The 24,906-nt window shown below is 73.2% G+C and carries 24 protein-coding genes; 5 read left to right on the top strand and 19 right to left on the bottom strand.

Features of this window, described 5'->3' with window-relative positions:
• Positions 1-61: 61 nt before the first annotated feature.
• The 5 genes from MICAU_RS07185 to MICAU_RS07165 form a co-directional block, all read right to left on the bottom strand.
• On the bottom strand, positions 62-655 hold the full coding sequence (locus MICAU_RS07185) for a TetR/AcrR family transcriptional regulator (RefSeq protein WP_013284631.1): 594 nt from the start codon (positions 653-655) through the stop codon (positions 62-64).
• 10 nt (positions 656-665) lie between these two features.
• Positions 666-2,816 (bottom strand): YhgE/Pip family protein, encoded by a 2,151-nt coding sequence (locus MICAU_RS07180; RefSeq protein ID WP_013284630.1) that lies wholly within the window; start codon positions 2,814-2,816, stop codon positions 666-668.
• Positions 2,813-3,511: an ATP-binding cassette domain-containing protein gene (locus MICAU_RS07175; protein ID WP_013284629.1), complete on the bottom strand. Its 699-nt coding sequence runs from the start codon at positions 3,509-3,511 to the stop codon at positions 2,813-2,815. Before MICAU_RS07175 ends, MICAU_RS07180 begins: the two co-directional genes overlap by 4 nt.
• A 93-nt stretch (positions 3,512-3,604) precedes the next feature.
• Positions 3,605-4,444, bottom strand: coding sequence for a GNAT family N-acetyltransferase (locus MICAU_RS07170; protein ID WP_030269880.1), 840 nt, complete (start codon positions 4,442-4,444; stop codon positions 3,605-3,607).
• 64 nt (positions 4,445-4,508) lie between these two features.
• Positions 4,509-5,735: an MFS transporter gene (locus MICAU_RS07165; protein WP_013284627.1), complete on the bottom strand. Its 1,227-nt coding sequence runs from the start codon at positions 5,733-5,735 to the stop codon at positions 4,509-4,511.
• A 121-nt stretch (positions 5,736-5,856) separates the two neighbouring features.
• Between MICAU_RS07165 and MICAU_RS07160 the strand changes: the two genes are divergently transcribed.
• Positions 5,857-6,450 carry a PadR family transcriptional regulator gene (locus MICAU_RS07160; RefSeq protein ID WP_013284626.1) on the top strand — a complete coding sequence of 198 codons (594 nt, stop codon included), beginning with the start codon at positions 5,857-5,859 and terminating at the stop codon, positions 6,448-6,450.
• A 48-nt stretch (positions 6,451-6,498) separates the two neighbouring features.
• Here MICAU_RS07160 and MICAU_RS07155 read toward each other — a convergent pair whose 3' ends face one another.
• Positions 6,499-7,317, bottom strand: coding sequence for a class I SAM-dependent methyltransferase (locus MICAU_RS07155; protein ID WP_013284625.1), 819 nt, complete (start codon positions 7,315-7,317; stop codon positions 6,499-6,501).
• Between the two features lie 129 nt (positions 7,318-7,446).
• Between MICAU_RS07155 and MICAU_RS07150 the strand changes: the two genes are divergently transcribed.
• Positions 7,447-8,121, top strand: coding sequence for a winged helix-turn-helix transcriptional regulator (locus MICAU_RS07150; RefSeq protein ID WP_013284624.1), 675 nt, complete (start codon positions 7,447-7,449; stop codon positions 8,119-8,121).
• A 58-nt stretch (positions 8,122-8,179) separates the two neighbouring features.
• Here the strand turns inward: MICAU_RS07150 and ispG are convergent, their stop codons facing one another.
• From ispG to MICAU_RS07125, 5 genes are all read right to left on the bottom strand, one after another.
• The gene (gene ispG / locus MICAU_RS07145; RefSeq protein ID WP_013284623.1) at positions 8,180-9,355 is read right to left on the bottom strand and encodes a flavodoxin-dependent (E)-4-hydroxy-3-methylbut-2-enyl-diphosphate synthase; all 1,176 of its coding nucleotides are present in this window, start codon (positions 9,353-9,355) and stop codon (positions 8,180-8,182) included.
• Between the two features lie 9 nt (positions 9,356-9,364).
• Positions 9,365-10,612 carry a M50 family metallopeptidase gene (locus tag MICAU_RS07140; protein ID WP_013284622.1) on the bottom strand — a complete coding sequence of 416 codons (1,248 nt, stop codon included), beginning with the start codon at positions 10,610-10,612 and terminating at the stop codon, positions 9,365-9,367.
• Positions 10,609-11,823, bottom strand: a complete 1,215-nt coding sequence (dxr, locus tag MICAU_RS07135; RefSeq protein WP_013284621.1) for a 1-deoxy-D-xylulose-5-phosphate reductoisomerase — start codon at positions 11,821-11,823, stop codon at positions 10,609-10,611. The genes MICAU_RS07140 and dxr overlap by 4 nt, the downstream gene beginning before the upstream one ends.
• 129 nt (positions 11,824-11,952) lie before the next feature.
• Positions 11,953-12,144 (bottom strand): hypothetical protein, encoded by a 192-nt coding sequence (locus tag MICAU_RS07130; RefSeq protein ID WP_013284620.1) that lies wholly within the window; start codon positions 12,142-12,144, stop codon positions 11,953-11,955.
• A 188-nt stretch (positions 12,145-12,332) separates the two neighbouring features.
• Positions 12,333-12,878 carry a GNAT family N-acetyltransferase gene (locus tag MICAU_RS07125; protein WP_013284619.1) on the bottom strand — a complete coding sequence of 182 codons (546 nt, stop codon included), beginning with the start codon at positions 12,876-12,878 and terminating at the stop codon, positions 12,333-12,335.
• 51 nt (positions 12,879-12,929) lie between these two features.
• Between MICAU_RS07125 and MICAU_RS07120 the strand changes: the two genes are divergently transcribed.
• Positions 12,930-13,772: a YhjD/YihY/BrkB family envelope integrity protein gene (locus MICAU_RS07120; RefSeq protein WP_013284618.1), complete on the top strand. Its 843-nt coding sequence runs from the start codon at positions 12,930-12,932 to the stop codon at positions 13,770-13,772.
• Positions 13,773-13,782: 10 nt separating this feature from the next.
• Here the strand turns inward: MICAU_RS07120 and MICAU_RS07115 are convergent, their stop codons facing one another.
• Positions 13,783-14,952, bottom strand: coding sequence for an alkaline phosphatase PhoX (locus MICAU_RS07115; RefSeq protein WP_013284617.1), 1,170 nt, complete (start codon positions 14,950-14,952; stop codon positions 13,783-13,785).
• Between the two features lie 105 nt (positions 14,953-15,057).
• Positions 15,058-15,477: a 50S ribosomal protein L7/L12 gene (locus tag MICAU_RS07110; RefSeq protein WP_013284616.1), complete on the bottom strand. Its 420-nt coding sequence runs from the start codon at positions 15,475-15,477 to the stop codon at positions 15,058-15,060.
• A 124-nt stretch (positions 15,478-15,601) separates the two neighbouring features.
• Here MICAU_RS07110 and MICAU_RS07105 point away from each other — a divergent pair, with 124 nt between their 5' ends.
• A complete protein-coding gene (locus MICAU_RS07105; RefSeq protein WP_041798852.1) occupies positions 15,602-17,197 on the top strand; it encodes a phytoene desaturase family protein in 1,596 nt (531 codons plus the stop codon).
• A gap of 68 nt (positions 17,198-17,265) precedes the next feature.
• Here MICAU_RS07105 and MICAU_RS07100 read toward each other — a convergent pair whose 3' ends face one another.
• The gene (locus MICAU_RS07100) at positions 17,266-17,904 is read right to left on the bottom strand and encodes a TMEM175 family protein (protein WP_049794868.1); all 639 of its coding nucleotides are present in this window, start codon (positions 17,902-17,904) and stop codon (positions 17,266-17,268) included.
• Between the two features lie 108 nt (positions 17,905-18,012).
• Positions 18,013-19,593 (bottom strand): Rieske 2Fe-2S domain-containing protein, encoded by a 1,581-nt coding sequence (locus MICAU_RS07095; RefSeq protein WP_013284613.1) that lies wholly within the window; start codon positions 19,591-19,593, stop codon positions 18,013-18,015.
• 249 nt (positions 19,594-19,842) lie between these two features.
• Between MICAU_RS07095 and MICAU_RS07090 the strand changes: the two genes are divergently transcribed.
• Positions 19,843-20,067, top strand: a complete 225-nt coding sequence (locus MICAU_RS07090) for a hypothetical protein (protein ID WP_013284612.1) — start codon at positions 19,843-19,845, stop codon at positions 20,065-20,067.
• 79 nt (positions 20,068-20,146) lie between these two features.
• On the opposite strand, the gene MICAU_RS07085 is transcribed toward MICAU_RS07090, so the two are convergent.
• The 4 genes from MICAU_RS07085 to frr all read right to left on the bottom strand — a co-directional run bounded on the left by MICAU_RS07085 (position 20,147) and on the right by frr (position 24,834).
• Entirely contained in the window at positions 20,147-21,406 is a 1,260-nt protein-coding gene (locus MICAU_RS07085; protein WP_013284611.1) for a DivIVA domain-containing protein, read from the bottom strand.
• A gap of 22 nt (positions 21,407-21,428) precedes the next feature.
• Positions 21,429-22,574 (bottom strand): dual-specificity RNA methyltransferase RlmN, encoded by a 1,146-nt coding sequence (gene rlmN / locus MICAU_RS07080; protein WP_013284610.1) that lies wholly within the window; start codon positions 22,572-22,574, stop codon positions 21,429-21,431.
• A gap of 104 nt (positions 22,575-22,678) precedes the next feature.
• Positions 22,679-24,022 carry a phosphatidate cytidylyltransferase gene (locus MICAU_RS07075; protein WP_013284609.1) on the bottom strand — a complete coding sequence of 448 codons (1,344 nt, stop codon included), beginning with the start codon at positions 24,020-24,022 and terminating at the stop codon, positions 22,679-22,681.
• A 254-nt stretch (positions 24,023-24,276) separates the two neighbouring features.
• A complete protein-coding gene (frr, locus tag MICAU_RS07070) occupies positions 24,277-24,834 on the bottom strand; it encodes a ribosome recycling factor (protein WP_013284608.1) in 558 nt (185 codons plus the stop codon).
• Positions 24,835-24,906 lie beyond the last annotated feature (72 nt).

Below are 24,906 nucleotides of genomic sequence, written 5' to 3'. Positions count from 1 at the left end.
GGCGGTGCCCTCACCCTCACCCTTCCGGCGGCCCGGAATCAACCGAATTACCGCCCGCTGGTCAGGTCCGGGCGACCCGCCGGACGATGCCGAGCAGCGACTCCTGCACCTCGTCGATCGGCCGCTCCGGCGAGAAGACCAGCCAGTCCACTGCTACCACCAGCCCGACGCCGAACAGCGCCGAGCTGGCGGTACGCACGTCCAGGTCGGCGGGCAGGTCGCCGCTGTCCACGCCGGCCTTCACCGTGTCGGCGATCACCGCGACGGCCTCGCCGCGCAGCAGCCGCAGCGTCTGCTGCCACTCCCTGTTGGTCCGCCACATCTCCGAGAGCAGGAGCTGGGCGAAGGCGCGGTAGCGGCGGATGTACTCCAGCTGGGCGCGGACCAGCGCGCCGAGCGCCTCCAGCGGCGGCAGCCCGTCGACGGCGGCCCGGAACTCGGCGGTGAGCAGGCCGATGCCGTGCCGCAGCAGCTCCTCGAACAGGACGGTCTTGGACTCGAAGTTGTAGTAGACGGTCCCCTTCGCCACACCGGCCCGGGCCGCGATGTCGTCCACAGTGGTGGCCGAGAAGCCCTGCTCGGCGATGAGGTCCACCGCCGCCACGAAGAGGCGCTGGCGGGTGTCCTCGCGCCGGCGCGTCCGTCCGTCCGTCACCGGCTCATCCTCACATGGTCAGTTCGGGGTGCAGCTTCGCCGGGGTCAGCCGGCGGGACCGGCGGGCCGCGCCGACGGTGAGCGCCATGGCGCCCAGCCCGAACGCGAGCAGCACCAGCGCGGCGGTGACCACCGGGGCGGTCGTACCGCCGTTGATGGTGTGCCGCAGGCCGTCCACCACGTACGTCATCGGCAGCCAGGGGTGGATCGCCTGGAAGAAGCCGGGCGAGGTCTGCACCGGGTAGGTGCCGCCGGACGAGGTGAGCTGGAGCATCAGCAGCGCCAGCGCGGCCAGCCGCCCGGCCGGGCCGAGCGCCACGCCGAGCAGTTGCATGATCGCGGTGAACGCCAGCGAGGTGAGGGCGAGCAGACCGAACGTGGCCGGTCCGTGCCGCGGGTCGAGCCCGAGCCCGAGCGTCACCACCGTGTAGAGCACAGTGACCTGGGCCAGGCCGATGCCCGCGGCCGGGAGCCACCCGGCGAGCACGACCCGCCAGCCGGGCGCGCCGGACATCACGTGCCGCCGGTTGACCGGCCGCAACAGCATGTACGTGATCATCGCGCCGACCCAGAGCGCCAGCGACAGGAAGTACGGGGCGAAGCCCACGCCGTACGAGCCGGCCGGGTTCTGCGAGTCGCGGATCAGGCCGACCGGGTCGCCGAGCACGCCGGCGCGGGTGGCCGCGTCGTCGTACCCGGGTAGTTTCCGCTCCCCGGCGGCGAGCCCGTCGGCGAGGTCGCCGGCGCCGCCCTCCAGCCGGGTCAGCCCGTCGACCAGGCGGTTGCTGCCGCTGCCGAGCTGGGCCAGGCCGCCGTCGAGCTGGCGGGCGCCGGTGGCGAGCCGGTAGAGGCCGCCGCGCAACTGGTCGGCGCCGGTCGACGCGTCGCCCAGCCCGTCGCGGAGCTTGGCGCTGCCCTGCGCCAGCGTGGTGAGCCCACCGGCCAGCTCGTTGACCTTCGCGCGGGCGGAGGCGACGCCGTCGGCCAGGTGCGGCGCGGCGGCGGCCACCTCGCGGGCGGTCTTCGCCACGTCGGTCATCTGCTTGCGCAACGTGGCCATGTCGGTCTTGTCCAGCGCGGCCACCACTGAGCGGGCCTGCGTGACGGCCCGGTCGGCGGCCTTGCGGGCGGCGGCGAAGTCCGGGTCGTCGGCCAGTTCGGGGTGTTCCTTCGCGACCGCGTCGAGCCGGTCGCTGACCTCCTCGGCGGTCGCGACCACCTCGGCGGCCTTGCCGGGTAGCGCGTCCAGCCCGGCGGCGAGCTGCTGCGCGCCGTCGGCGACGAGCGTGGCCGCCTTCTCGATCTTGTCGGCGTTGCGGCGCAGCACCGGCTCGTACCTGTCGGCGGCGGCGTTCACGGTCGCGGCCGCGGCCTTGGTCTCGGTGGCGGCGCGCCCGGCGCCGTCGGCGAGCTGGGCGGCGCCGGTCCGCAGCTGGTCGAGGCCCTTGGCGAGCTTGTCCGCGCCCTGGACCGACTGGTTGAGTCCACCGGCGAGCTGACCGGCGCCGTCCTCGGCGTCACCGAGCCCGTCGGCGATCTTTCCCGCGCCCTGCTGGGAGGTGCCGAGCCCGTCGGCGATCTTCCCGGCGCCGTCGGCGGCGCGGCCGGTCTCGGCCTTGGCGTCGGTGAAGCCGATCAGCATCTTGTCGAAGTACGTGGCAGCGGTGCTCTGCGCGGCGGCGGCCCGGATCTCGCTGAACGCCGACCGGGCGAGCAGCCCGGAGAGGTAGTTGGTGGCGTCGTCGTTGACGACCTTCAGCTCGCCCTGCCGGGCCGGGCGGTCCGGTTCCGGGCCGGCGGCGAGCGTGGCGGAGAAGTCCTCCGGGATGGAGAAGACCAGGTGGTAGCGCCCGTCGCGCAGCCCTTTGGTGGCGTCGGCCTGGTCGGTCACGGTCCAGCCGAACACCTTGCGGTCGAGCAGCTTCTCGGTGAGGTCGCGGCCGGCGTGCACCTCGCTGCCGTCACCGGCGGTGGCCGGGCGGTCGGCGTTGACAAGCGCGACCGGGATCCGGTCCATCTTCCCGTAGGGATCCCAGAACGCGTACAGGTAGAGGGCGCCGTAGAGCAGCGGGACGATGGTGAGCACTGCCAGGGCGGCGCGCGGCAGCCGGCCCCGGGTCATCCGGCGCAGCTCGAACAGGGCCAGTCGCAGGACGCTCATGCGGACACCTCGGTGGGCACGGTCAGGGCGGGGACGGGCAGGGCCGGGTCGCCGATGCGGTGCACGGTGGCGGTTACCCCGGGTTCGACGGCGCGGGCGCTGGCGACCACCGCGTACCCCTGGTCGGCGAGGCGTTCCAGCGCGCCCCACATCCACTCCCGCTCGGGCCGGTCGGCGCCGGCGTCCACGTCGTCGGCGACGATCAGGCTGGGGCCGCCGAGGCTGGCGAGCACGAGCCCGAGCACCTGCCGTTCGACCGGGGTGAGGTCGCGGCCGTACCGGTCGGGGTCGAGGGGCGCGTCGGTGAGTCCGGCGCCGGCGATGGCGGCGGCGTAGGCGTCGCGGCGGTAGGCCCGGCGGGCCCGGACCGCTGCCACCGGCACGAGGCGGCGCCGGCGGCGTGGCACCGGGCCGAGCAGCAGCAGGCGTTCGGTGATGTGTTCGGCGACGGTGAGCGTCGGGTCGGGCTCGTGCACGCCCGCGACCTGGCCGAGCGCGGCCGGGCCGCGGCGGCGCAGTTCGCCGTGGTTGTGCGGGAAGCGTCCGGCCAGCGCGAGCAGCAGCGAGGTGCGCCCGCTGCCGGGCGGGCCGGTGACGGCGTGCAGCTCACCGCTCGCGGCGGTGAGGTCGACGTCCCGGTAGACCCAGCCCCGGCGGGTGCGCAGACCCAGGCCGACGGCCTCGACGATGTTCATCAGGACCCCGAATTCCGAACTGACTAGTCAGTATAAAAACATGCCCAGCATAGCGCCGGGTGTCCGGTTCGGGACGTCTGGCGGGAGTGATCCTCAGAACAGCACTGTGGCGAGCGTGCCGACCGGGCGGAAGCCGCAGCGCTCGTAGACCCGGCGGGCGGGCAGGTTGAAGTCGTTGACGTACAGGCTCACTGTGGGCGCGACCCGTTCCAGCGCGTCGCGGACCACTGCCGCCATCGCGGCGGCGGCGATGCCCCGGCCACGCCACTCGGGCGCCACCCAGACGCCCTGCACCTGCGCGGTCCGGCGGGTCACCACTGCAAGCTCCGCCTTGAAGACCACCCGCCCGTCGACGAAACGGGCGTAGGCGCGGCCGGCGCGCACCAGCTCGGTCACCCGCCGCCGGTAGCCGCGCCCGCCGTCCTCGGCCAGCGGCGACACCCCGACCTCCTCGGTGTACATCGCCACCGCCGCCGGGAACAGCAGGTCGACCTCGCTGCCGCGCACCCGCCGCACGTGCGGGTCGGGCGCCACGGCGGGCAGCGCGTCCGTCGCCAGCAGCGGCTGGTTCGGGCGTACGTCCCGAGCCGGCCCCCAGTGCGCGGAGAGGCGGTCCCAGAGCCCGAGCACCGCGTCGGCGCGGCCGACGATCGAGGAACAGAGCCGCTCCTCGGCGCTCAACTGGTCGGCGAACGCGGTCACCGCCGACTCGGACGCGAGCACCGGGGTCAGGTTGCCGCCCAGCCAGCAGATCGACTCCAGGTGCCGGCGGGAGCCGTACCCGAGGATCCGCGCCTCGGCCCGCCACCAGGCCAGCCCGCGCGCCGCCACCCGCTCGGCGACCTGCGCGCCGGCGTACGGGTCGAGGTCGAGCAGCCGCTCGACCGCGCGGCGCTCCGACTCCCCCAGTTGGCGTACCGGCATGGTGAGCACGGCTACCAGCCTGCCAGATCCACCCCGGCGTGCGCGGGCCGACCGGGCACCTGCCGCACGGCGCTCAGCCGGCCGGCGCCGGCACCGGTTCGGGTGCGGGCGGCCGGGTCCGGGCGGCCCATCGCACCACAGGCGGCACCATTGCGCCGAGCAGCAGGAACACCACGCCGAGCACCAGCCAGCCGGGCACGCCCCAGCCGATCGCGAGCGTGGTCACGACCACCGGGGCGACCATCGAGCCGAGTTGCATGCCCATCCCGTACGCGCCCTGGTACTGCCCGTGCGCGTGCGCCGGGGCCAGGCCGAAGGAGATGCCCCAGCCGGCCGCCGCGTGCCACAACTCCCCCACGACGTGCACCAGCGCTCCGGCCAGCAGCAGCGGCACCGCCACCGCGACCGGTACGCCGCCCCCTGCGGCGAACAGCGCGCAGGCGGCAGCGAGCAGGACACCGGCCCGGCGGGCGGCCCGGCCCGCGCCGGTCAGGTCCTCGGTGCCCCGCGAGGCGCGGACCTGGAACAGGATCACCACCACGGTGTTGACGAGCAGGCAGACGGAGATCAGCCAGTTCGGCGCTGTGGTGTGCCCGGCGATCCACAGCGGCAGGGCGATGTTGATCAGCGAGAAGTGCATGGACATGAGCCCGTCCAGGACGGTGAAGGCGAGGAACGGGCGGTCCCGCAGCGCGATCAGCCGCGGCCCGTGCGCCGGGGCGGGCATCGGCGGCACCGGCGGGAGCCGCAGCAGCACCGCCGCCGCCAGCACGTAGGTGGCGGCGTCGAGCAGGATCAGCGTGACGTACGCGCCGCGGGTGTCGGCGGCGAGCGCGAACCCGGCCAGCACCGTGCCCACCGAGATCCCGACGTTGGTGACAGCGCGCAGGTAGGCGCGGGTACGGACCCGCTGGTCGGGCGGGACGGCGCCGGCGATCAGCGCACCGCGGGCGCCCCGGGTGCCCGCGTCGGCGACCGCCATCAGCACGCCGACGACCAGGAAGCCGGTGAACGAACGCACGGAGACCAGCGCGGCCGTGCACCCGGCCGAGGCGAGCAACGCGGCCATCTGGAGCCCGCGCGGGCCGAGGCGGTCGGCGAGGTAGCCCATCGGCGTGCTCGCCACCAGGCTGACCAGCGCGGTGAGCGTGAGCGCCACACCGACCTGGGTCACCGAGAGCCCGACCGACCGGGTGAGGAACAGCGCGCTGGCGGTGAGCCAGGTGCCCCGCCCGACGGTGTTGACGAGCGTGGAGAGGGCGAGGGTCCGGGACGGGCCCGGTTCGGGAAGCAGGCGCACACCGGCACCCTAACAGTACGTACGTACGGTTTGCAGCCCGGTTTACGTGACGTCTTGTCGGCGATGCATTGCCGATATATCGTTGATGCATCAGTGATACGACGACAGAAGGAGAGCCCTGATGGGTTTCCATCGACGCATGCACGCCATGCACGACGAGATGCGCCGCCGTGGCGGCTTCGGCTTCCCGCCCGTACCCCCGGGTCCGCCGCCCTTCTCCCCCGGACCCCACGGCCACGGCCACGGGCGGGGCCGGGGCGGGCGCGGACGCGGCCGGCGGCCGAACGTGCGCGGGGCCGTGCTGGCCCTGCTCACCGAACGGCCGATGCACGGCTACGAGATGATCCAGGAGATCGACTCCCGCACCGGCGGGGCCTGGCGGCCCAGCCCCGGCTCGATCTACCCGACACTGCAACTGCTGGAGGACGAGGGGCTCATCGCGACCGCCGCCGACTCCGAGGGCGGGCGCAAGCGGTTCGCGCTGACCGAGGCGGGCCAGGCCGAGGCGGCCGGCGCGGCGCAGGCCCCGCCCTGGGCGGAGTTCGCCGAGCAGACCGTCAACAGCTGGCACGACATCCGCGACGCCGGCGCGCAGGCCATGCAGGCGCTGCGGCAGGTCATGACCACCGGCACCGACGACCAGCGCGCCCGTGCCGCCCAGGTGCTCGACGAGACCCGGCGCAAGCTCTACGCCATCCTCGCCGAGTCCGAGTGAGCACCGCCGCCGGAACGGCACGCCGACCGTCGACCGGCCGGCGTGCCGTCAGGCGCGGCGCGCGGTGACGAGCAGGTACTCCCAGCGCATCACGCCACCGTCCAGGTGCCGGGCGGCCAGATCGGTCAGCGCGCGGTCGAGCCCGGCCGTACGCTCCGGGTCGCCCGCGTTCGCCCGGTAGACCGCCACAGTGGGCCCGTAACGGGTCGCGAAGAACTCCCGGAAGTCCCCCGGCGTGGCGAACCGGTCCACCACCACGGCGTCACGCGCCGACGCGAACGCGTCGACCCGGTCGCCGAACAACTCCCGGACGTGCTCCTCGTCGCCCCAGAGCGGGGGCGGCTGCGCGCCCGGCGGCGGTGGCGGCGCGTACGGCCGCATGGCCGCGAACAACTGGCCCACGAAGCCCTCCGGAGTCCAGTTGACCAGCCCGATCGTCCCGCCCGGCCGGCACACCCGCAGCACCTCGTCGGCTGCGGCCCGGTGCCGGGGCGCGAACATCACGCCCACACACGACAGCACCGCGTCGAACGCGCCGTCCGCGTACGGCAGCGCCTCCGCGTCCGCCTCCTCCCAGGTCAGCGTCAAGCCCTCCCGCTCGGCCTCCGCCCGCCCGATCGCCAGCAACTCCGGGGTGAGGTCGCCGGCCACCACCTCCGCACCGGCCCGGGCCGCGGGCAGAGCCGCGTTGCCGGTCCCGGCCGCCACGTCCAGCACCCGCATGCCCGGCGCCACCCCGGCGGCCCGGACCAGCGTCGCCCCCAGCTCCGGGATCACCTGCGCGGCCACGGCGGCGTAGTCCCCCATCGCCCACATCGCGCGGTGCCGGGCCTTCACCGCGGCGTCCTGTTCCCGTTCCTCGATCATCGGTCGCTCCTCACCTGTCGTCCCTGCACAGGACGCTAGGCAGCGGACGACCCGGCCCCCAGTACGAGATCTGTACCGCTCCCGACAGGCGGCTGGCCGGGGTGGCGGGCCGGGCGTAGCGTGCCCGCCATGGGGGCCTCCTACCACCAGTTCTGCCCCGTGGCGAAGGCCATGGAACTGCTCGACGAGCGGTGGACGCTGCTCGTGGTCCGGGAGCTGGTCAGCGGCTCGGAACGCTTCAACGAGCTGCGCCGAGGCCTGCCCCGGATGTCGCCCACGCTGCTGTCCCGCCGGCTGCACCAGCTCGTCCGCGCCGGGGTGGTGGAGCGGCGGGTCGACGGCGCCGACGTGCGCTACGTCCCGACCGCCGCCGGACGCGAACTGCGGCCCGTGGTGGAGGCACTCGGCGCCTGGGGCGTGCGCTGGATCGGCGAGCTGGGCGACGCCGACCTGGACCCGAAGCTGCTGCTGTGGGACATGCACCGCCACGTCGACCACGACGCTGTTCCGCTGGGGCGTACCGTCGTGCGGTTCCGCTTCCGGGACGTGCCCACGACGCAGCGCGACTGGTGGATGGTGATCGCCGCGGGCGAGGCCGACGTCTGCGACAGCGACCCCGGGCACGACGTGACGGTGACCGTCACGGCGGAACTGCGCGCCCTGGTCCAGGTCTGGATGGGCGACCTGGAGTGGGCCGCGGCGCTGCGCGGCGGCGCGGTGGAGGTGACCGGGCCGGAGGCGTTGCGGCGCGCCGCGCCCGGCTGGTTCACCCTCTCCCCCTTCGCCGCCGTCCCCCGGCCCTGAGACGACGCGTGCGGCCGCCCCCTGTCGGGGACGGCCGCACGGCGACGCGAAAAGCAGATCAGTGCACTGTGACTGTGGCGCCGCCCGGCACCAGGTCACGCAGCTCCTCGGGGATCTCGGCGCCCATCTCGTCGGCGATCCGCAGCGCCTCCTCGATCAGCGTCTCCACGATCTGCGCCTCGGGCACGGTCTTGACGACCTTGCCCTTGACGAAGATCTGGCCCTTGCCGTTGCCCGAGGCCACACCCAGGTCGGCCTCGCGGGCCTCGCCCGGACCGTTCACCACGCAGCCCATGACCGCGACGCGCAGCGGCACCGGCAGGCCCTCCAGCCCGGCGGTGACCTCCTCGGCCAGCTTGTAGACATCGACCTGCGCCCGCCCGCAGGACGGGCAGGAGACGATCTCCAGGCCGCGCTCGCGCAGGCCCAGCGACTCCAGGATCGCGTTGCCGACCTTGATCTCCTCGACCGGCGGGGCGGACAGCGAGACCCGGATGGTGTCGCCGATCCCCTCGGCCAGCAGCGCGCCGAACGCCACCGCCGACTTGATCGTGCCCTGGAACGCCGGGCCGGCCTCGGTGACGCCGAGGTGCAGCGGGTAGTCGCACTTCTCGGCCAGCAGCCGGTAGGCGCGGATCATCACCACCGGATCGTTGTGCTTCACCGAGATCTTGATGTCCCGGAAGCCGTGCTCCTCGAACAGCGAGCACTCCCACAGCGCCGACTCCACCAGCGCCTCGGCGGTGGCCTTGCCGTGCTTGGCCAGCAGGCGCTTGTCCAGCGAGCCGGCGTTGACGCCGATCCGGATCGGCACGCCCGCGTCGCCGGCGGCCCGCGCGATCTCCTTGACCTTGTCGTCGAACTGCCGGATGTTGCCCGGGTTCACCCGGACCGCGGCGCAGCCTGCGTCGATCGCCGCGAAGACGTACTTCGGCTGGAAGTGGATGTCGGCGATCACCGGGATCTGCGACTTCTTGGCGATCGCGGGCAGCGCCTCCACGTCGTCCTGCGACGGCACGGCGACCCGGACGATCTGGCAGCCGGACGCGGTCAGCTCGGCGATCTGCTGGAGCGTGGCGTTGACGTCGGCGGTGAGGGTGGTGGTCATGGACTGCACCGAGACCGGCGCGCCACCACCGACCGGCACCGAACCGACCATGATCTGGCGGCTGGCCCGGCGCGGGGCCAGCGGCGGCGGCGGTACGGGGGGCATACCGAGACTGACAGCGGTCACTTCAGGCACTCACCTTGAGAAGAGCGTGATGGGGTTGATGACATCGGCGGTGACTGTGAGCAGCGTGAACGCGCCGCCGATCAGGATCACCGCGTACGTGAACGGCATGAGTTTGAGGTAGTCGACGCGGCCCGGATCGGCGCGGCCGATGCGTGCGTAGAGCCAGGACCGCGCCCGTTCGAACCAGGCGATGGCGATGTGGCCGCCGTCCAGCGGGAGCAGCGGCAGCAGGTTGAACACGCCGATGAAGAAGTTCAGCGACACGAACAGCATGAAGAACACCAGCCAGGCGTTGTTCTCCACGGCCTCGCCGCCGAGCCGGCTGGCGCCGACCACGCTGATCGGGGTGTCCACGTCGCGCTCGCCGCCGGTGATCGCGTTCCACAACGCGGGCACCTTCTGCGGGATGCGCTGCATGGCGTGCGCGGTCTGCACGGCCATGGTGCCGGTGAAGTCGGCGGTGGCGCCGAACGCGGCGACCGGGCCGTACTCGACCCGGGTCGGGGTGCTGGGCGAGAGCGCCACGCCGAGCGCGGAGACTGCCGAGGCGGCGCCCTTCGGGTCGCCCAGCGGCGGACGCTGCACCGAGGCCAGGTCGACCCGCGCCTCGGCCGGCTTGCCGTCACGCACGTAGGCGACGGTGGCCGTGCCGGGCGGGGTGGCCCGGACCACGTCGAGCATGTCGCCCCAGGTGGAGACCGGCTTGCCGTTCACCGCGGTGATCCGGTCGCCGTCCTTGAGCTGGGCCTTCTCGGCCGGGCTGGCCGGGTCGCCGGACTCGCAGGCGCGGGCCGCGTTCTCCACCACCACGCACGGCGCGATGGCGATCACCGCCGGCTCGGCCCGGAAGCCGGCCTCGGTGCTGGGGAACTTCGGGTTCGGCAGCCCCACCGACACCGCGATGATCCAGAGCGCGATCAGGGCCAGGGCGAAGTGGGTGATCGAGCCCGCGGACATCACGATCGTCCGCTTCCACACCGGGTAGCGCCACATGGCGCGCTTCTCGTCCCCCGGCTCGACGTCGTCGTCCTGCGGTGTCATGCCGACGATCTTGCAGAAGCCGCCGAGCGGGATGCCCTTGATGCCGTACTCGGTCTCGCCCCGCTTGAACGACCAGAGCGTCGGGCCGAAGCCGACGAAGTAGCGGGTGACCTTCATCCCGAACGCCTTGGCGGTGAGCATGTGCCCCGCCTCGTGCAGGCTCACCGAGATGAGGATCGCCAGGGCGAACAGCACCACCCCGAGCAGATAGCTCATCGAGCTCCTTCCACCGACCCGACGATGATCTCCTGGGCGTGCGCCCGTGCCCACGACTCGGCGGCGAGCACGTCCTCGACGGTACCTGGTTCGTCGAAATCGGGAGCGTCCTCCAGCACCCGCTGGAGGGTGTCGACGATGCCGAGGAACGGCAGCCGGCCCGCGACGAACGCGGCCACGCACTCCTCGTTCGCCGCGTTGTAGATCGCCGGGCGGCAGCGCCCGGCCTCCCCCGCCGCCTTGGCCAGCGCGACAGCCGGGAACGCCTCGTCGTCGAGCGGGAAGAACTCCCACGTGTGGGCGGTGGTCCAGTCGACAGCCGCGGCGGCGCCGGGTACGCGGTCCGGCCAGCCGATACCCAGCGCGATGGGCAGTCGCATGTCCGGCGGGCTGGCCTGGGCGAGCGTGGACCCGTCGGTGAACTCGACCATCGAGTGGATCACCGACTGCGGGTGGACCATCACCTCGATGTCGGCGTACGGCACGTCGAACAGCTCGTGCGCCTCGATCACCTCCAGCGCCTTGTTGACCATCGTGGCGGAGTTGATCGTGACGACCGGGCCCATGTTCCAGGTCGGGTGTGCCAGCGCCTGCTCCGGCGTGACGGCGGTCAGCTCGTCACGCCGCCGCCCCCGGAACGGGCCGCCGCTGGCGGTGACCACCAGCCGCCGCACCTCGCCCCGGGCGCCGCCGCGCAGGCACTGCGCCAGCGCCGAGTGTTCGGAGTCCACCGGGACGATCTGCCCCGGGTGCGTCACCGCGGCCTTGACCAGCGGGCCGCCGGCCACCAGGGACTCCTTGTTGGCGAGCGCGAGGGTACGACCGGCGTGCAGCGCGGCCAGCGTCGGCGGCAGGCCCAGCGAGCCGACCACGCCGTTGAGCACCACGTCGCACGGCCACTGCGCCAGCTCGGTCATCGCGTCCGGCCCGGCCACGATCTTGGGCAGCTTGAAGTCGCCGGTGGCCCAGCCACGCCGGCTCGCCTCGGCGTAGAACGCGAGCTGAAGATCCTGCGCGGCGGACGCGCGGGCCACACCGACCGCCTCCACGCCCAGCTCCAGCGCCTGCGCGGCGAGCAACTCCACGTTGCCGCCACCCGCGCCGAGGGCCACCACCCGGAAGCGGTCCGGGTTGCGCTTGACGATGTCGATGGCCTGGGTGCCGATCGAGCCGGTCGAGCCGAGCAGCACGAGATCTCGGGGAGTGGTCACCGGACCATTGTTCCCCAGCGCCTCACCCCGGTTCGTCCCGGAGTGCCCGGCGGCATGATCGACTCCACTTCGCCGAGGTGGCGGCATCAGGGTCGCCGCGATGCCACCACTTCGGCGAACCGGTGTCGATCACGCCTGCGGCGCCTCCTCGTCGAGCAGGTCGGCCGGGTCGACGCTGAACTCGACCTTCGGGCCGTTGGTCTCCGGTAGGAGATCGAGAGCGAGCTGCGCGGTCCAGGGCTCGTCGTACCAGCGGAGCACGTCGAACGACGGCTCGGCGGGCTGCGGTGCCGGCTCGGGCGCGAATGCGGCCTGGGCCATCGGGCTCACCCCCTCAGCGGGTAATCGTGCTACCCCTCACCTAGCGGCGCTGCCCCGATCCGCCCTGCTCGCACACGTTGTCCATCCCCACCGCCACTCCCGTTGATCATGAGGTTGGCGGCGTCGGCGGTCCGATTCGTCGCCGCCAACCTCATGATCGACGGGGCGGGAGCAGTTCCGCCGAACGATCAGGCGGGGCGCTCCAGGGCGAAGGTCTCCAGTTCGACGCCGCCGTACCAGTCGGTGCGCACACCCGCGTGCGTCATGCCGAGGCGCCGGGCCACCGCCATCGACGGGTCGTTCCCGGCCATCACCACCGCGTACACCCTCGGGGTGCCGGTGGCGAACTCGCGCTCCAGCACCGCGCGGGCCGCCTCGGTGGCGTAGCCGCGGCCCTGGGCGTCGGGGTGCAGGTGCCAGCCGACCTCGATGTCGTCGGTGAGAGTGACGCCGTCGCGTCCCGGTAGCGGTTTGAGCAGGATGCTCCCCGCCACCGGCCCGCCGTCGCGCGGCTCGATCGCCCACAGGCCCCACCGGCCGCCGTACGGCGTCCAGCGTTCATGCCACATCCGGACCCGCTCGCGCGCCTCGGACGGGTCGGTCATCCGCCCCTTGCCGCCGCCCAGCCAGCGCATCACCTCGTCCCGGGAGTAGATGTCGTAGATCCGGGCCAGGTCGTCCGGCGACTCGGTCCAGTCCCGGAGCACCAGCCGGTCGGTCGTGGCGATCGTCATGCCGCCGGATCGTAATGCGTGGCGCGGGGGCGTACGGGGAACGAGAGGGCGATGGGCGACGGGTGGGCACGGACCAAGCGGATCACGGCGGCGGCGTTCCGGCCGGTCCGCGGTCGCGACCTGTCGCTGCACGCCGCCGCGATCACCTTCTACGGCGCGATCGCCGTGGTGCCGGTGGCGCTGCTGGCGATCTGGCTGACCGGGCTGCTCGCCGGGGCGGACCGGGTACGGCGGCTGACCGGGTACGCGATCGACACGCTGCCCACCGAGATCGGCGCGCACCGGGCGGCGGCCGCGCTCGTCGAGGCCGGTCTGGGGCTGACCCCGCTGCTGGCGCTGGCCTCGCTGCTGCCTGCTTCGCTCTACGGCGAAGGGCTGCGCCGCGCGTTCGTCTCGGTGGCCGAGCCGCGCGCCGAGTCCGGTGCACTCGTCGGCTGGCGGGGCCGCCTGCTGCTGCTCCCGCTGCTGGCGCCGGCCCCGGCGCTGCTGCTGTCGATCCTGCTCGGGCTGCCGCTGACCACCCGGCTGGTACGCCAGGGCGGCTGGGTCGGCGCGCTCGGCGTGGTGCTGTCGTTTTTCGCGGTGTGGCTGGTGCTCACGCCGGTGCTGATCTGGGTGTTCCGGGTGGTCGGCCCGGCCTCGCCGGACTGGCTCGCCACCGTCGCCCTGGGCTCGTTCACGGCGGCGAACCTGTCCGGCTTCGTGCACGGCTTCGTGCTGTTCTGCTCGCTGCCGCTGGACCTGGGCGTGCCGTTCGGCGGGTTCGATGAGATCGGCGGCGGCGTGGCGGTGCTGCTCTGGCTGTACCTGTTCCACGTGATCGTGTTGTCCGGCTACTCCGCGACGCTGGCGGCGAGCCGGTGGCGGGCCGCCCGGGTGGCGGCCGGCGCCTGACGGCTGCGGGTCAGCGCCGGAACGGGCCGCGCACCTCGTACGTGATGCCGCCGGTCCCGGCCCGGGCGCCGCTGGTGCCGCGCTGCGAGGAGAAGTAGAGGCGGCTGCCGTCCGGCGAGAATGCCGGCCCGGTCAGCTCCGACCCGGACTGCCCGAGCAGCCGCAGGAACGGGGTCACCACACCGGCCGGCGTGATCACGTTGATCTCCATGTTGCCGCCGTCCTCGGCCACGTAGAGGTCGCCTCCCGCGGTGCCGGTGATGTTGTCGACGCCGGTCAGCGGCGCGGCACCGGCCGGCACCAGCGAGTCGTCGTACGCGAGGTCGAGCCGCTGGTTCACCGCGTCGTACGCCCACACCCGGTTGTCGCCCTTGGTGGTGAACCAGCAGGTGTCGTCGGCGTACCAGCAGCCCTCGCCGCCGTCGAACGTCTGCGCCGCGCCCACCTGGTAGCGGGTGGGCACCGGGAACCCGTCGCGGTCCGGCAGGTCCCGCCAGGTCACCGGCCCGGTCACCTGGCCGTCCGGGGCGCAGAGCACCTGCACCCGGCCGGTGCGCAGGTCGCCCCAGGTGTCCGGGACGAACCGGTAGAAGCAGCCGTCCCCCTCGTCCTCGGTCAGGTAGACCACCCGCCGCTGCGGGTCGCAGGCCGCCGCCTCGTGCTTGAAGCGGCCCATCCGGGTCCGCTCCTCACCGGCCCGGCCGCCCTCCGGCCAGGTCTCGAAGACGCGGCCCAGCGGCACCTCCTCGCAGGACAGCCACGTCCCCCACGGGGTCGGGCCCCCGGCGCAGTTGACGTTCGTGCCACCGAGGATCCGGTACGCGGCGGTGATCGCGCCGTCGGCGGCGAACCGCACCGCCGAGGCGCCACCGACGAGCGGCACCTCCGAGTTGGAGACGTAGATCCAGCCGTCGCCGGACGGGAAGCAGGCGCCGCCGTCGGGTGCCGGGTGCCAGGTGTACGAGGTGCCGGCGACGCGCTGCCCGGAACGCGCGATCACCCGGCCGGTGAAGCCGGCCGGCAACTGGAGGCCGTTGGCGTCGGCGGCCAGGAGGTCGCCGTACGGGCCGGGGCCGGGCTGGGCGGGCTGGGCCGGGGCGGCAGCGGCGGCCCAGAGACCACCGGCGAGAGCGGCGGCGCCACCGGCGGCTGTGGCGCGCAGGACGGTACGACGATCCATCGGGGATTACCTCCCGGAGGCGGTGGGTGTCCCGTCGACGGTAGGACGGAAATGCATCGACAACTGCCACTATAGGGTGAACGCCCGGTGACTGCCGTCCGGCCGTCAGAGGCCCTCGACGTACCGCTTCGCGTCGGCGAGCGACATGTGCGTGTGCTCCCGTACCACCTTGATCGCCTGGATCCTCCTGCCCTGGTACAGCAGCCGCGCGGCCTCGGCCCGCACCGCCTCGTCGACGCCCTTTCCGGGCGCCGGAGGGCCGGGCGGCCAGGATCCGCCGGCCGCCAGCGCGTCCACCGCCCGCTTCGCGTCCAGCAGCGACAGCCCGGTCTGCTCGCGCAGCACCTTGACCGCCTCGACCGTACGCCCCGCGCGGGCCAGCCGGAGCACCTCGGCCTGCCCGTCGCCGGCCGGGCGATCAGGGGCGACCAGGTCCCGGGGACGGTCGCGCCGCAGCACGAGCAGGAGCAGGAGCACCACCACGACGAGCGCCACCGCGAGCGCGATCTGAACAGCCGGGGACATGCCCGGAACGGTAGCGCCCCGCCGCGAACCCTCCCGTCCGGGACGGGCCGCCGCTACGCTCCGCGGCATGAGCGAACGCACCGAGCGAAGCGAGGGCCGTGAGCGCATGCCCAGCCCGCACTTTATGAGCGACGCGAGTGAGCTGCCGTCCCGCGCCGACGTCGTGGTGGTCGGCGCCGGACACAACGGCCTGGTCTCGGCGATCCTGCTGGCCCGCACCGGCCTGGACGTGCTGGTGCTGGAGGCGTCAGCGGTGATCGGCGGGGCGACCCGCACCGAGAACCCGTTCCCGAAGGTGCCGGGACTGCGTCACTCCACCGGGTCGTACCTGCTCGGGCTGATGCCGCCGGAGCTGCTGGCCACGCTCGACGTGACCATCCCGGTGCTGCGCCGCGACCCGCACTACTTCCTGCCCACGCCGGGCGGGCTCGGCTCGCCGTACCTGCTGGCCGGCAGCGACGTGGCGGCGAGCCGGCGGCAGCTCGCGGAGATGTTCTCCCCCGCCGACGTCGCAGCCGACGACGCGCTGCACGCCGAGCTGGCCCAGCTGCGGGAGGATCTCGCCCCGGCGTGGCTGGCCGAGCCGCTGCCGGTCGAGGAGACCGCCGAACGCTACGTGCGGCCCGCGCTGCGGCAGGTCTTCGTCGACCTGGTGCGCGGCTCGGTGGCCGACCACCTGGCCCGCTTCGACTTCCGCTCCGAACTGCTGGTCAGCATGTACGCGGTCACCGACGGCCTGTCCGGGCTCAACGCCGGCCCGGACGATCCCGGAACGGGTCACAACTTCCTGGTGCACAACATGTGCCGGCTGCCGGGCGCGGACGGCACCTGGATGATCACCCGGGGCGGCATGGGCACGGTGTCCCGCACGTTCGCCGAGGCCGCCGAGCGCGCCGGGGCGCGGATCGTGGCCGACGCGCCGGTCACCGCGATCCGGCTGGCCGGAGGCGCCGCCGCCGGGGTGACGCTCGCCGACGGGCGGGAGGTGGACGCCTCCGTGGTGCTCGGCGCCTGTGACCCGTACCGGCTGATGGAGCTGCTGCCCGACGGCGCGCTCCCGGCGGAACTGGGCGCGCGGATGGCGGCGGTCCGCCGACCCGGCACCACGCTCAAGCTCAACCTGGCGCTGACCGGGCTGCCGCGCTTCTCCTGCCTGCCGGACGACGCGCCGAGCCCGTTCGGGTCGACCATCCACCTGCTGCCCGGCTCGGCCTCACTCGTCGGCGACGGCGGCGAGTCGCCGATGGCGGCGCTGCGCGGCATGTGGGCGGACGTGCGGGCCGGGCGGCTGCCGGAGGAGCCGACGATCGAGTGGTACCTGCACACCACAGTCGACCCGTCGCTGTCCGACGACGCGGGGCACCACTCGTCGGCCCTGTTCGTGCAGTCGGTCCCCTACGAGCTGGCCGGCACCACCTGGGAGGCGGCGCTGCCCGGCTACGTGGAGCGGCTGATCGCGATCTGCGAGCGGTACGCCCCGGGCGCCGGTGACCTGGTCGCGGACGCGGTGCCGCTGCCGCCGCCCGGCATCGAGGCGCACTTCGGCATCACCGGCGGGCACATCCACCACGTCGACAACACGGTGTCGTTCACCGACCGGATGCCGTACGCGACGGGGGTGGACGGCGTGTACGCGGGCAGCGCCGGCTGCCACCCGGCGGGCAGCGTGATCGGCGCGGCCGGGCACAACGCGGCCCGCCGCATCCTCGCCGAGATGTAAGGAAGGGCCCCTTATTAACGCCTCCGGTAGAGGAAGGGCCTCTTCTTAACAACCGCCTCAACAACCGCTCACGGCGTCTCGGGCGCCTCCTGGCCGGCGGGCGGGAGGTCGCCCGGCCCGCGCACCAGGTAGACGCCGACCAGCAGCAGGTACGCCAGCAGGCTCAGCACCGGGTCGACGAACACGATCGCGAACGCGATGAGGTAGAGCAGCGGACCGAGGCGGAACCGGCGGGCCACGGCCCGCGCCAGCCTCGGGTCCAGGCCCGGTTGCAGCAGCCCGCGGCGGCGCGCCCACCACCAGCTCAGGTTGAAGAACAGCGCCTCACCGAGCACCACGCCCGCGTACAGCGCGGCGGTCAGCCGCTGGTCGCCGACGGTGCCGCGCAGGTTGTCCGCGAGCAGGTCCGCGGTGAACGGGATCGCCGCCACGAACATCAGCAGCAGCAGGTTCAGCACCAGCAGCATCTGGTCGACCCGGCGGACGTAACGCCACATGTTGTGGTGGGTCAGCCAGACCTGGCCGACGATGGCGAACGTGATCACGTACGCCAGGTAGGCGCGCCACTCGTGCAGCAGGGCGGCCGGCAGCCCGTCGTCCTGCGGCGTGTCCGGGTCGAACGACAGCAGCTCGACGGCCATCAGGGTGAGCACGATGGCGATCACCGCGTCGCTGAACGCCTCCACCCGGGAGGCGTCGCGCGCCATCTCGTTGCCGCGCCCGAACCGGTACGCCGGTTCCCTGTCCGCACCCGTCACGCCGCCCCCTCACGACAGATGGTCGCGTGCCGGGGACGGCGGACGGGGCGGAACTCGTCAGATGGCCGCTTCCCCGGCCGGCGCCGGGGTCTCCGCGTCGGCGCGGTGCGCGCGGATCTTGTGCCCGACGCTGGTCAGGCAGCGCCCGCTGGCCAGGTCGAACTTCCAGCCGTGCAGCTGGCAGGTGAGCTGGTCGCCGTCGACGATGCCGAACCGGCTCAGGTCCGCCTTCAGGTGCGGGCAGCGCCGCTGCACCACCCAGCCGTCGAGCGTGATGTCCTCGGCGTCGACCGCCCGCTCGTGCTCGTCGTACCAGCCCTCGGCGTACTGGAGGCGCTCCTCGGACAGGCACTTGAAGAAGGCGTAGACGAACTCGTTGTACTGGCCGATGCGGGCCGCGGAGAAACGGCAGGACAGGAAGAGGGAGTTGACCCAGTCCACCTCGCCGATGTGCAGCAGGTGCTCGATCAGCGCCCGCTCGGTACGGAACCGGTAGCGGACCTTCTCGTCCGCGTACGGCCGGACCTCCTTGCCGGGGAAGTCCACGACGATGGATTCGACGCTCTCGCCGTCGTAGCCGACCAGGTCGAAGCGGACCGGCCCGCCGACGCCCTTGGCCAGGTAGATCGACTCGTCGAGCAGCGGCTCGATCCGGCGCTTCATCTCGCCGAGCACGTCGACCTCGGGGTGCCGCCAGGACGCCTTCTCGGCCTCGATGACGCCGCGCTTGCGCTCCCGCATCTCCTCCAGGTGGGCGACCTTGTTCGCGAAGAACTCCTCCACCGGCACCGGGTGGGTGGTGGTCGCGCCCTCGGTGGTGATCTCCGAGACGCTGCCCGGCAGCAACACGATGCCGTTGGTGCCGCCGACCTTGGCGTACTCGGCGAGGAACACCGACTGGTCGGGGAAGATGTTGCCCTCGTCGCCGAAGATGTCGTTGAACTGCCACAGCTCGTCGTCGAGGAAGCACGGCGGGCCGGCGATCGGGAAGACGTGGTCGGCCTTCAGGTCGTCGATGTAGCGCCAGGTGCGGTCGAACTGCCGGTCCCGCTTCTGCTTGCCGAACGCGGTCTTCGCCGCCTGCGGCAGCTCGTAGACCATCGGGTACCAGATCGCGCCGGAGAACTGGAGCATGTGCGCGTGCACGTGGCCCAGCTCGGCGAACACGCTGAGGTCGGTCGGGCGGGCGTCGTTCTGGTTGAGCAGCCGGACGCCGTCGTACTCGACCCAGAGCGACGAGTCGCCGATCGGGCCGTCGGTCGGGCTGGTCAGCGCCTGGATCATGATCTTCAGGCCGCCGGGCAGCTCCACGACCTGCTCGTTCGGGGCCTTGAGGAACTTGGTGAAGCCCAGCTCCCGGAACTCGTCCTCCATCTCCGAGGTGGGGAACTCGGGCAGCAGGACGGTGGCGTCCTTCGACACGAAGTCACGCAGGTGCTTCGCGTCGAAGTGGTCCCGGTGCAGGTGCGACACGTACAGGTAGTCGACCTGGCCGAGGGTCGCCCAGTCGAGCAGGGAGTTGTCCGGGAAGGGGAACCACGAGGCGAAGTAGGCGGGGTTGACCCACGGGTCGCACAGGATGCTGCCCGCGGCCGTGTCGATCCGCATGCTGGCATGCCCCGTACCGGTCACTCGCACCGCAGTCCTCCTCAAAAAGGCATCAAGGTGTACGTCAAGACGCTACCGGAGGCAGTGTGCTCGCCGTCCCGCGACGCCGGTAGTGGCCAACCGCCCCCACCGTTACGGGACCAACGACCCGGGCCGTGCCCGCCCGCCCGCTGTCGCCCGACCGGGTCATCCCCGGCACAGGAGGTCGGACCCTGCGCCGGGCCCGGTTCGGGCCGTGCCAGACTGATCGGAGATCCGATCGCGAGGGAAGGACCGACAGTGGCAGGAGACGAGCCGGTAACCGCGCCAGATCAGCACAAGCCCGGACACCGCAAGTCCGGACGGATCGGTGCGGTGCTGTCGGCGGTGGCTTTGGTACTGATGGCGCTCTGCGGGATCGAGGAGGGCCGGGTGGAGCACATCTGGCTGTTCGGGATCGCCGGACTGCTGATCGCCATCGTCATCGGCGACGCCGTGCTGCGCCGCAACGGCCTGCGGTCCTGACGCGCGGCGCCCACGGTAGTGCGCGAAGGGCCCGCCCCCTCACCGGGGGGCGGGCCCTTCGTCGTCTCGGGAGGCGGGGTCAGCGGCCGAGCAGGATGTCCTGCACGTCCTTGAGCGCGGCGTCGACCTCGGCCTCGAAGTAGCCACCGGGCACCAGCCCGAAGCGCAGCGTGTCGAGTTCCTTGGGGTTCACCGGCATCGGGTTGCGGCCCTGCATGCCGCCGAGCAGCGTCTCGAAGAACCGATCGACCTGGTCCGGGTCGTACCCGCTGCCGAACCGCCGGACCTGGAAGCTGCGCCGGATCTGGTCGACCCGGTGCAGGTCGCTGCCGGGCGGGCCGGCCATCGGCGGCCCCACCATCGGCGGACCGGCGACCGGCGGGCTCACGAGCGGCGGGCCGGTCATCGAGGGGCCCGGGCCGTAGCCCTGGTCCGGCGGCCCGTAACCCGGGTCCGGCGGGCCGTAGCCGGGCTCCGGTGCGCCGTAACCCTGCTGCGGCAGCGCCGGCGGGCCACCGGGGCCACGACCGCGCAGCTCACGCTCGGGCATGCGGATCTCGGCGGTCATGTCGGCACGGGCACGCCGGCCGGCCTCGAACCCGTCGAAGCGCTCCTCCTGGCCGTACCCGCCGGGGCCGCTGTCCGGCGGACCGTAGCCGCCCGGGCCGTTGTCCGGCGGGCCGTACCCACCGGGACCGTTGTCCGGCGGACCGTAGCCGCCGGGGCCGTTGTCCGGCGGACCGTAGCCGCCGGGGCCGTTGTCCGGCGGACCGTAGCCACCAGGGCCGGGCGGCAGGCCGCGCGAGGGCGGGCCGCCGTGCCCCATCGGCGCGCCCGGGCCCATCGGGCCGGGGCCACCCGGGCCGCGGGGGCCGTCGTAGCCACCGCGCGGGCCGTCGTAGCCACCGGCGAACGCGCCGGTCGGCTCGTCGTAGCGGTTGCCGTAGCGGTCGGCGGGCGGGCCGGGCTGGGCGGGCATCTGCCGGGGCGGCATCGGCGGCTGCGGCACCGGCGACATGCCCCGGTCGTCGCGCATCGGCGGGCCGAGCCGGTCGGCCATCCGCGGGTCGCCACCGCGCCCGGCCGGTGCGCCACCGCGCTCCTCCAGCTCGGCGAGCTGGCGCTCGACCCGGTCGAGGTGCAGGTCGACCTGCCACTCGTCGTAGCCGTTGAACCGGACCCGGAAGACGACGTCGTGGACCTCCTGGGAGGCCACGGGCGCGCCGATCGGCTGGCCGTCGAGTGTCGCCTCGACCCGGTCCAGGAAGGCATCGACCTCGTCGACCTTGTAGCCCCGGCGGAGCGCCTTACGCCGGAAACGCTGACCCTGACTCGCCACTATGTCTCCTGGTCTCGTACCGCTACGCCGTTGCCGCGCGTGAGTCGCCGTCCGTGTCCCCGGCGGCGGCGAGCTGCCCACAGGCCCCGTCGATCTCGCGTCCCCGGGTGTCGCGCACCGTGGTCGACACCCCGGCGTCGCGCAACCGCCGGACGAACTCCCGCTCGACCGGCTTCGGGCTGGCGTCCCAGCGGCTGCCCGGAGTCGGGTTGAGCGGGATCAGGTTCACGTGGGCCAGCTTGCCGGCCAGTAGCCGCCCGAGCAGATCGGCTCTCCACGGCTGATCGTTCACGTCCTTGATCATCGCGTATTCGATGGACACGCGACGCCCCGTCGTGGCCGCGTAGTCCCACGCCGCGTCCAGCACCTCGGACACCTTCCAGCGCTGGTTGACCGGGACGAGTTCGTCGCGCAGCTCATCATCGGGGGCGTGCAGCGACAACGCAAGGGTCACCGAGAGGTCTTCGCTGGCCAGTCGGCGGATCGCCGGCACCAGACCGACGGTCGAGACGGTGATGTGCCGCTGCGACAGGCCCAGCCCCTCCGGCGCCGGGGCCACCAGCCGGCGGATCGCCGCCACCACCCGCGAGTAGTTCGCGAGCGGCTCGCCCATGCCCATGAACACCACGTGCGACAGCCGCGGCGGCGAACCGGCCACGACGCCGGACGCGGCCACCCCGGCCAGGTAGACCGCCTGGTCGACGATCTCGGCGGTGGACAGGTTGCGGGTCAGCCCGGCCTGGCCGGTGGCGCAGAACGGGCAGGCCATGCCGCAGCCGGCCTGGCTGGAGATGCAGACGGTCACCCGGTCCGGGTAGCCCATCAGCACGCTCTCCACCAGCGAGCCGTCGTGCAGCCGCCAGAGCGCCTTGCGGGTCGCGCCGTCGTCGCAGGCCAGCTCGCGGACCGGGGTCAGCAGCGTGGGCAGCAGCTCGCCCGCCAGCCGCTCCCGGGTCGCCGCCGGCAGGTCGGTCATCCGCTCCGGGTCGCGTACCAGGCGGCCGAAGTAGTGGTTGGAGACCTGCTTGGCGCGGAACGCGGGCTCACCCAGCTCGGCGACGAGCGCCTGCCGGCCCGGCAGGTCCAGGTCGGCGAGGTGGCGGGGAGGCATCGAGGGCCGGCGGCCGCGGGCGTCGGGGTCTACGGAGATCAGCGGAAGACTCGTCATGGCGCGTCCAGTCTGACACGCTCCCGCCCGGACGCACCCGTCCGTACGTGTCGAATCGCCCCCGGCCACCCGGCCCGCAGCGGGTCGCCGCCGTGACGCATGCCTCAGTTCACCACCGGGACGAAGACGGCGAGCAGCAGGTAGGCCACCGGCACGGCGAACAGGATCGAGTCGAGCCGGTCCATCAGGCCGCCGTGCCCGGGCAGCAGGTTGCTCATGTCCTTGACGCCGAGATCCCGCTTGATCATCGACTCGGCCAGGTCACCGAGCACCGCCGAGACCGAGATCGCCATCCCGAACAACGCGCCCCACCAGGGCGCCACGTCGAACAACGCCCACAGCAGCGCCGCGCTGCCCGCCGCCGCTGCGGTCACCGAGCCGGCGAAGCCCTCCCAGGACTTCTTCGGGCTGATCGTGGGCGCCATCGGGTGCTTGCCGAACGACACGCCCGCGGCGTACCCGCCGGTGTCGGAGAGCACCACCGCAGCCAGCGTCACCAGCACCCGCAGGTGCCCGTCACCAGGCGCCGCCGCGAGCATGGCCGCGAATCCGGCGAGGAACGGCACGTACACCGCGATCAGGGTGGCCGCGGTCAGGTCGCGCTGGTAGTTGCCGGGCCCGTCGCCCAGCCGCCAGATCATCGTGCCCAGCACCGTGACCAGCAGGCCGAGGCAGAGCGCGTCGGGGCCCGCGTACCAGGCCAGGCCCACTGTGATCACGCCACCGGCGACGAGCGGCGCCAGCGGCGGGTGGGCGCCGCTGCGGCGTACCGCGCGGGCCATCTCCCAGATGCCGATCCCCACAGCGGTCGCCAGCACGGCGAGGAACGCCGGCATGAAGAAGAACAGCGGCACCACGACCGCCGCGCCGAGGGCGACCCCGACGCCGATCGCGGCCGGCAGGTTGCGCCCCGCCCGGGACGTCTTCGGCACGGTGGTCGGCGGACGCTCGGCGCTCGCCCGCCGGCGTCCCGGCCCGCGGCGCCCGGCCGGCGGCTCCGAGGCGGGCTCGTCGCGTACCGCTGGGATCTGCTCGGTGGGCTCGTCGCGCACCGGCGCGATCTGCGCGGTCGGGTACTCGTCGTCGCGGGCGGGCTCACCCCACGGGCCGTCGTGGTCCGGCCCGGCGGGCCGCCCACGGTCGCCGGCCGGCGGTCCGTCGTACCGGCCCGGGCCGTCGTGGTGCCGCGAGGTCGTCGGGTACGGCCCGGCGTAGGTGTCGGATCCGGTGTACGTGTCCGGCGTCGCGTACGTGTCCGGACCGGCATACGGGTCCGGGGCTGCTCCGGGACGCGCGTAGGTGTCCGGCTCGGCGGGGTGGGTGTGCGCGGCCGGGCCGGGGCGCCAGGGGCCGGGCTCCAGATCGGTGTCCGGCCAGGGCAGGGCCGGGGCGGCCGGGCGGTCCCAGCCACGCGACTCGGTGTTGCCGTAGGGGTCGGGGTGGGACATCACGCACCGGCAGCCGGTACGAGAGCCACCACATGACGCAAGACCAAGACCATCCCCTACCGGCGTGAGACTTCCTGTTGACCGACCGACGGCCGGGCGATTCCCGCCGTTCACCCCGTGGTGGTCGGGAATCGTGCCGAGCCTACTGCACCCGCCGCGGCCCCGAGGGTGTGCGCCGCCGGGCACGACGACGGCACCGGGCCGCCGCCCGGGCGGGCGACGGCGGCGCGGTGCCGTGCGAGGTACGCGGGTGCTCAGACTTCGAGCAGCTCGCTCTCCTTGTGCTTGACCAGCTCGTCGACTCCTGCGACGAAGCGCTGGGTCAGGTCGTCCAGCTCCTTCTCCGCGCGCCGGCCCTCGTCCTCGCCGACCTCGCCGTCCTTGACCAGGCGGTCCAGCTCCTCCTTGGCCTTGCGGCGGATGTTGCGGACGGCGACCTTGGCCTCCTCGCCCTTCTGCCGGGCGACCTTGATCATGTCGCGGCGCCGCTCCTCGGTCATCTGCGGCAGGACGATGCGGAGCTGGTTGCCCTCGTTGTTCGGGTTGGCCCCGAGGTCCGAGTCGCGGATCGCCTTCTCCATGGCGCCCAGCTGCGAGTTGTCGTACGGCTTGATGATCACCATGCGCGGCTCGGGCACCGCGATGGACGCCATCTGCGGCAGCGGGGTCGGGCTGCCGTAGTAGTCGATGACGATCCGGGAGAACATGGCGGCGTTGGCGCGTCCGGTACGGATGCCGCCGAACTCCTCCTTGGCGTGCTCGATGGCACGCTCCATCTTCTCCTCCGCCTCGAGGAGGGTGTCGTCGATCACCGGTCTCCTCGCCTCCTTCTGTCGCTCGTCGTGTGTGGTGCGGGTGCTGCCGTGGCAGAGGGACCGCTGCCG

It is taken from the genome of Micromonospora aurantiaca ATCC 27029 (assembly GCF_000145235.1).
Lineage (GTDB): Bacteria > Actinomycetota > Actinomycetes > Mycobacteriales > Micromonosporaceae > Micromonospora > Micromonospora aurantiaca.
The sequence above is the reverse complement of the archived record's forward strand: the minus strand, read 5'-3'. Positions and strand labels throughout refer to the sequence as shown.

What these genes read in the sequence shown, in the direction of transcription:
- MICAU_RS07180 (WP_013284630.1), bottom strand. Translation starts at nt 2,816, where the DNA reads ATGAGCGTCCTGCGACTGGCCCTGTTCGAGCTGCGCCGGATGACCCGG.
- MICAU_RS07175 (WP_013284629.1), bottom strand. Translation starts at nt 3,511, where the DNA reads ATGAACATCGTCGAGGCCGTCGGCCTGGGTCTGCGCACCCGCCGGGGC.
- MICAU_RS07160 (WP_013284626.1), top strand. Translation starts at nt 5,857, where the DNA reads ATGGGTTTCCATCGACGCATGCACGCCATGCACGACGAGATGCGCCGC.
- MICAU_RS07155 (WP_013284625.1), bottom strand. Translation starts at nt 7,317, where the DNA reads ATGATCGAGGAACGGGAACAGGACGCCGCGGTGAAGGCCCGGCACCGC.
- MICAU_RS07150 (WP_013284624.1), top strand. Translation starts at nt 7,447, where the DNA reads ATGGGGGCCTCCTACCACCAGTTCTGCCCCGTGGCGAAGGCCATGGAA.
- MICAU_RS07140 (WP_013284622.1), bottom strand. Translation starts at nt 10,612, where the DNA reads ATGAGCTATCTGCTCGGGGTGGTGCTGTTCGCCCTGGCGATCCTCATC.
- MICAU_RS07130 (WP_013284620.1), bottom strand. Translation starts at nt 12,144, where the DNA reads ATGGCCCAGGCCGCATTCGCGCCCGAGCCGGCACCGCAGCCCGCCGAG.
- MICAU_RS07125 (WP_013284619.1), bottom strand. Translation starts at nt 12,878, where the DNA reads ATGACGATCGCCACGACCGACCGGCTGGTGCTCCGGGACTGGACCGAG.
- MICAU_RS07120 (WP_013284618.1), top strand. Translation starts at nt 12,930, where the DNA reads ATGGGCGACGGGTGGGCACGGACCAAGCGGATCACGGCGGCGGCGTTC.
- MICAU_RS07115 (WP_013284617.1), bottom strand. Translation starts at nt 14,952, where the DNA reads ATGGATCGTCGTACCGTCCTGCGCGCCACAGCCGCCGGTGGCGCCGCC.
- MICAU_RS07110 (WP_013284616.1), bottom strand. Translation starts at nt 15,477, where the DNA reads ATGTCCCCGGCTGTTCAGATCGCGCTCGCGGTGGCGCTCGTCGTGGTG.
- MICAU_RS07105 (WP_041798852.1), top strand. Translation starts at nt 15,602, where the DNA reads ATGAGCGACGCGAGTGAGCTGCCGTCCCGCGCCGACGTCGTGGTGGTC.
- MICAU_RS07100 (WP_049794868.1), bottom strand. Translation starts at nt 17,904, where the DNA reads ATGGCGCGCGACGCCTCCCGGGTGGAGGCGTTCAGCGACGCGGTGATC.
- rlmN (WP_013284610.1), bottom strand. Translation starts at nt 22,574, where the DNA reads ATGACGAGTCTTCCGCTGATCTCCGTAGACCCCGACGCCCGCGGCCGC.
- MICAU_RS07075 (WP_013284609.1), bottom strand. Translation starts at nt 24,022, where the DNA reads ATGTCCCACCCCGACCCCTACGGCAACACCGAGTCGCGTGGCTGGGAC.